Below are 3,790 nucleotides of genomic sequence, written 5' to 3' on the forward strand. Positions count from 1 at the left end.
ATAAAAACTTTTTGATAAAAAAAAATTTTAAATTACCCTTTCCCCTTATGAATATCATCAATGGGGGTGCTCATGCTAATAATGGTTTAAAAATTCAAGAATTTATGATTAGACCGGATAAAGCAAAGAGTTTTAGCGAGGCAATGAATATTTGTTTTTTAGTAATACAAAGCTTGAAAAAATTACTTATTAGTAAAAATTTATCTACATCTGTTGGAGATGAAGGTGGTTTCGCCCCAATGATTTCAAAAAACGAAGAGGCATTAAAATTAATCTCGAATGCAATAAAAAAGGCAGGTTTTGTTAACGGAAGAGATGTATCAATATGTTTAGATGTTGCTGCAAATGAACTTTTTAAAAATAATAAATACGCAATAGATTCAAAAAAATATATCTCATACAAAAATACAATATTGTTCTACTCAAAAATAGTTAAAAGATATAAAATAAAATCTATTGAAGATCCTTTCGCAGAAAACGATTGGAAATCATGGTCTGATTTGCATAAAAAAGAAAAAAAAATACAGATCGTAGGTGATGATCTTTATGTAACTAATCTTCAAAGATTGAAAAAGGGTTTTTTATATCAATCATCGAATTCTATTTTAATTAAATTAAATCAAATCGGTACAGTTTCTGAGACCCTAGATGTTATAAGATTTGCCCAAAATATTGGTTATACAACTATCATTTCCCATAGATCAGGCGACTCAGAAGATACATTTATATCTGATTTAGCAGTTGGAACTAATTCAAATCAAATAAAAACTGGCTCATTATGTAGATCAGAAAGGGTTGCAAAATTTAATCAGTTATTGAGAATAGAAGCTGACCTTATAAAAAGCAATAATATGGCTAAATTGAAATGATAAATGTTATTAAAAAAAATATTATATTCATACTTCCAATAATATTAATTATTTATTTTTCTTTAAATTTACTTGGAGGTAATAGAGGTTTATTTGCGTATCTAGATAAAAAAAATCAATTTGAAAATCTTTTAAAGAAAAAACTCTTTTTAACTAATGAAATAACAAAGGTGAAAAAAATTAATAGTCTTATTGGTGAGAATTTAGACAAAGATTACCTTGAAATTTTAATAAGGGACAAATTTGTAGTTGGAAAAAAAGGTGAGAATACCTATATTATTGAAAATGAATAAAGTAAGACATCCAGAAAAACAAAAAAATCAAATTAATCCAATTAAAAAAAAACCAGCTTGGATTAAGTCAAAACTTTTAAACAGTAAAGAATTTTTTCTTACAAAAAGTATAGTCAACCAACAAAAATTAGTTACAGTTTGTGAGGAAGCAAATTGTCCGAATATTACCGAATGTTGGAGCAAAAGACATGCAACTTTTATGATTATGGGGGACACTTGTACAAGAGCTTGCGCTTTTTGTGATGTTAAAACTGGAAGACCAGAAAAATTGGACCCTTTTGAACCAAAAAAAATAGCCTTGGCGGTTAAAAGATTAAACTTGCGTCATGTAGTAATCACTTCTGTTGATAGAGATGATCTCAAAGATGGTGGCTCAAATCATTTTTATGAAACTATCAAGTCTACAAGAGAAGCTAATCCAGAAACAACAATTGAAGTTTTAACTCCTGATTTTTTAAGAAAGGGAGAAGCTTACAAAAGAGTTTTGGAAGCAATGCCAGATGTTTTTAATCATAATATCGAAACTGTTCCAAGTTTATACTTAAAGGTAAGACCTGGATCTAGATATTTTTCATCTCTTGAATTATTAAAAAACGCTAAACAAATAAATCAGGAAACTTTTACAAAGTCTGGAATAATGGTTGGTATGGGTGAAACAAAGGATGAAATTTTACAAGTTATGGACGATTTAAGATCTGCTAATGTTGATTTCTTAACAATTGGACAGTATTTACAACCATCTGTTAAGCACTTTCCACTTCAACGATACTATGATCCAAGTGAATTTAAAGATTTAGAAGTTATCGCTAAAGCAAAAGGTTTTTTATTAGTATCTTCGTCTCCACTAACAAGATCGTCTTATCATGCAGACGAAGACTTTGCTAAATTAAAAAAAAATAGAATAACTTCTAATGCCAAAAGCTTCGATAAAGAGAAACATTAATTGTTCCAAAAAAGATTTAATCGATCTTGTTCTCAATATTGAAGAATACCCAAAATTTATTCCATATTGTTTAAATGCTCACATATATAAAGATGAGTCTGTGGGTAATTTTCAATATATCGAGGCTGACTTAACAATCGGCAAAGGTCCTTTTAAAGACACTTATAAGAGTGATGTTAAATTTGATAAAAAGGAGAACATTATTTACGTAAAAAATATTGAAGGACCTTTAAAATATTTGGAAAATAAGTGGAAATTTGATCAAAAAGAGAATTTTACAGAGGTAACTTTTGATCTGGATTTTGAATTAAAAAATAAATTCTTAAATATTTTTATGAATAAATCATTTAAATACGGTCTCGATAAAATTGCTGACGCGTTCCAAAGTAGGGCAGAGAAATTATTTAATAAGGTTTAGTAAATTATCTACTACGGCTTTTGCACTTGCATTTTGAATAGATCTCCTTGTTTTATTTGCAAACAAATATTTATAAATATTGTTTTTACCTTTATATTTAATTCCAATGAAAACAAGACCCACTGGTTTAAACTTAGAGCCACCCTTAGGTCCAGCTATTCCAGTAATAGACACATTTATTTGACTTTTGCTTATTTTTGCTAAATTTTTTACCATACTTAGGCAACATTCCTCACTTACAGCTCCAAATTTATTAATTATTTTTTTTGGTACATTAAGAATTGAACTTTTCGATTTATTTGAATAAGTAACAACACTTAAATTAAATACCTTTGAAGCTCCACTTATCGAGGTTATAGATTGAGCGAGTAATCCACCAGTACAAGACTCAGCAAAACTAATCTTTAATTTTTTCTTTTTTAATTTCTTAATTAATTTACTAAATTTGACCATAAAAAATTATGCAGATATATAACACTATTAGCGTGAAGAAACCTGCTATAAGATCATCTAAAATAACACCAAAACCATTTTTCATGTTCTTATCCACATAATTAATTGGATAAGGTTTTAAGATATCAAAAAAACGAAATCCAATGAAAGATAAAAAAACAATTATAAAAAAAAAGTTAGTCGATACAGATCCTTCATAAAAAATTATATAAAAGAAGATAATTGGTATCGATTGACCCAAAAATTCATCAATTACGATTTCTTTTGAGTCTATTTCTTCAAATTCACCTTCCAAATTATTAATCATCAAAACTGAGTAAATAAATAAAAGAAGGTTAATAAATATTAACAAAAAATAATTTATTTTAATCGTATAAAAAATATAATACATCGAAGCTGTTATTAAAGAAGCAAAAGTACCTGGAAAATATTTCATATAACCAACACCAAACATCGTAACAATCATTTTTCCAATTTTTTTATTCATATTTGAAAACTGAAGTTATCACTTCACAAGCAATGGCTTTTTCTTTTCCTATTACACCAAGTTTCTCTGCTGTTTTACCTTTGATATTGATTCGATCCTTTTTAATTTTACATAATTTAGATATCATCGAAATCATCTTTTTTTTATATTTACTAATTTTTGGAGTTTGAGTTATTATATTTATATCTAGATTATTAATAAAAAATCCACTTTTTTCTATTTCTTTAATAACTTTCCTTAACAAAATTGTTGATCTTATATTTTTAAATTTTGCATCTTTATCTGAAAATTTTTGTCCTATATCACCCTTTCTGCAAGCACCAAGAA

7 protein-coding genes are annotated in these 3,790 nt (G+C 27.2%); 4 read left to right on the forward strand and 3 right to left on the reverse strand.

Annotation, left to right across the window (positions count from 1 at the left end; translation table 11 throughout):
• The 4 genes from eno to AMN84_RS04320 form a co-directional block, all read left to right on the forward strand.
• The coding region (gene eno / locus AMN84_RS04305; protein WP_075483726.1) for a phosphopyruvate hydratase at positions 1–869 on the forward strand (869 nt) is incomplete at its 5' end.
• Positions 866–1,162, forward strand: a complete 297-nt coding sequence (locus AMN84_RS04310; protein WP_075483728.1) for a septation ring formation regulator EzrA — start codon at positions 866–868, stop codon at positions 1,160–1,162. The genes eno and AMN84_RS04310, both read left to right, overlap by 4 nt.
• Positions 1,155–2,105 carry a lipoyl synthase gene (lipA, locus tag AMN84_RS04315; protein ID WP_075483730.1) on the forward strand — a complete coding sequence of 317 codons (951 nt, stop codon included), beginning with the start codon at positions 1,155–1,157 and terminating at the stop codon, positions 2,103–2,105. Before AMN84_RS04310 ends, lipA begins: the two co-directional genes overlap by 8 nt.
• On the forward strand, positions 2,074–2,523 hold the full coding sequence (locus AMN84_RS04320; RefSeq protein ID WP_075483732.1) for a type II toxin-antitoxin system RatA family toxin: 450 nt from the start codon (positions 2,074–2,076) through the stop codon (positions 2,521–2,523). Before lipA ends, AMN84_RS04320 begins: the two co-directional genes overlap by 32 nt.
• Here the strand turns inward: AMN84_RS04320 and AMN84_RS04325 are convergent.
• The 3 genes from AMN84_RS04325 to AMN84_RS04335 form a co-directional block, all read right to left on the reverse strand.
• Complete coding sequence (locus tag AMN84_RS04325) at positions 2,506–2,976, reverse strand: CinA family protein (protein WP_075483734.1); 471 nt, start codon at positions 2,974–2,976, stop codon at positions 2,506–2,508. The two genes, AMN84_RS04320 and AMN84_RS04325, sit on opposite strands and share 18 nt — an antisense overlap.
• A complete protein-coding gene (locus AMN84_RS04330; RefSeq protein WP_075483735.1) occupies positions 2,963–3,463 on the reverse strand; it encodes a phosphatidylglycerophosphatase A family protein in 501 nt (166 codons plus the stop codon). The genes AMN84_RS04325 and AMN84_RS04330 overlap by 14 nt, the downstream gene beginning before the upstream one ends.
• On the reverse strand, positions 3,456–3,790 hold a 335-nt coding region (locus tag AMN84_RS04335), incomplete at its 5' end, for a 2-C-methyl-D-erythritol 2,4-cyclodiphosphate synthase (protein ID WP_143755551.1). The genes AMN84_RS04330 and AMN84_RS04335, both read right to left, overlap by 8 nt.

The sequence above is a fragment of the Candidatus Pelagibacter communis genome (assembly GCF_001180105.1).
Lineage (GTDB): Bacteria > Pseudomonadota > Alphaproteobacteria > Pelagibacterales > Pelagibacteraceae > Pelagibacter > Pelagibacter ubique_K.

Excerpts from the sequence above, each read along its gene's own strand:
- AMN84_RS04310 (WP_075483728.1), top strand. The coding sequence starts at position 866 with ATGATAAATGTTATTAAAAAAAATATTATATTCATACTTCCAATAATA.
- lipA (WP_075483730.1), top strand. The coding sequence starts at position 1,155 with ATGAATAAAGTAAGACATCCAGAAAAACAAAAAAATCAAATTAATCCA.
- AMN84_RS04320 (WP_075483732.1), top strand. The coding sequence starts at position 2,074 with ATGCCAAAAGCTTCGATAAAGAGAAACATTAATTGTTCCAAAAAAGAT.
- AMN84_RS04325 (WP_075483734.1), bottom strand. The coding sequence starts at position 2,976 with ATGGTCAAATTTAGTAAATTAATTAAGAAATTAAAAAAGAAAAAATTA.
- AMN84_RS04330 (WP_075483735.1), bottom strand. The coding sequence starts at position 3,463 with ATGAATAAAAAAATTGGAAAAATGATTGTTACGATGTTTGGTGTTGGT.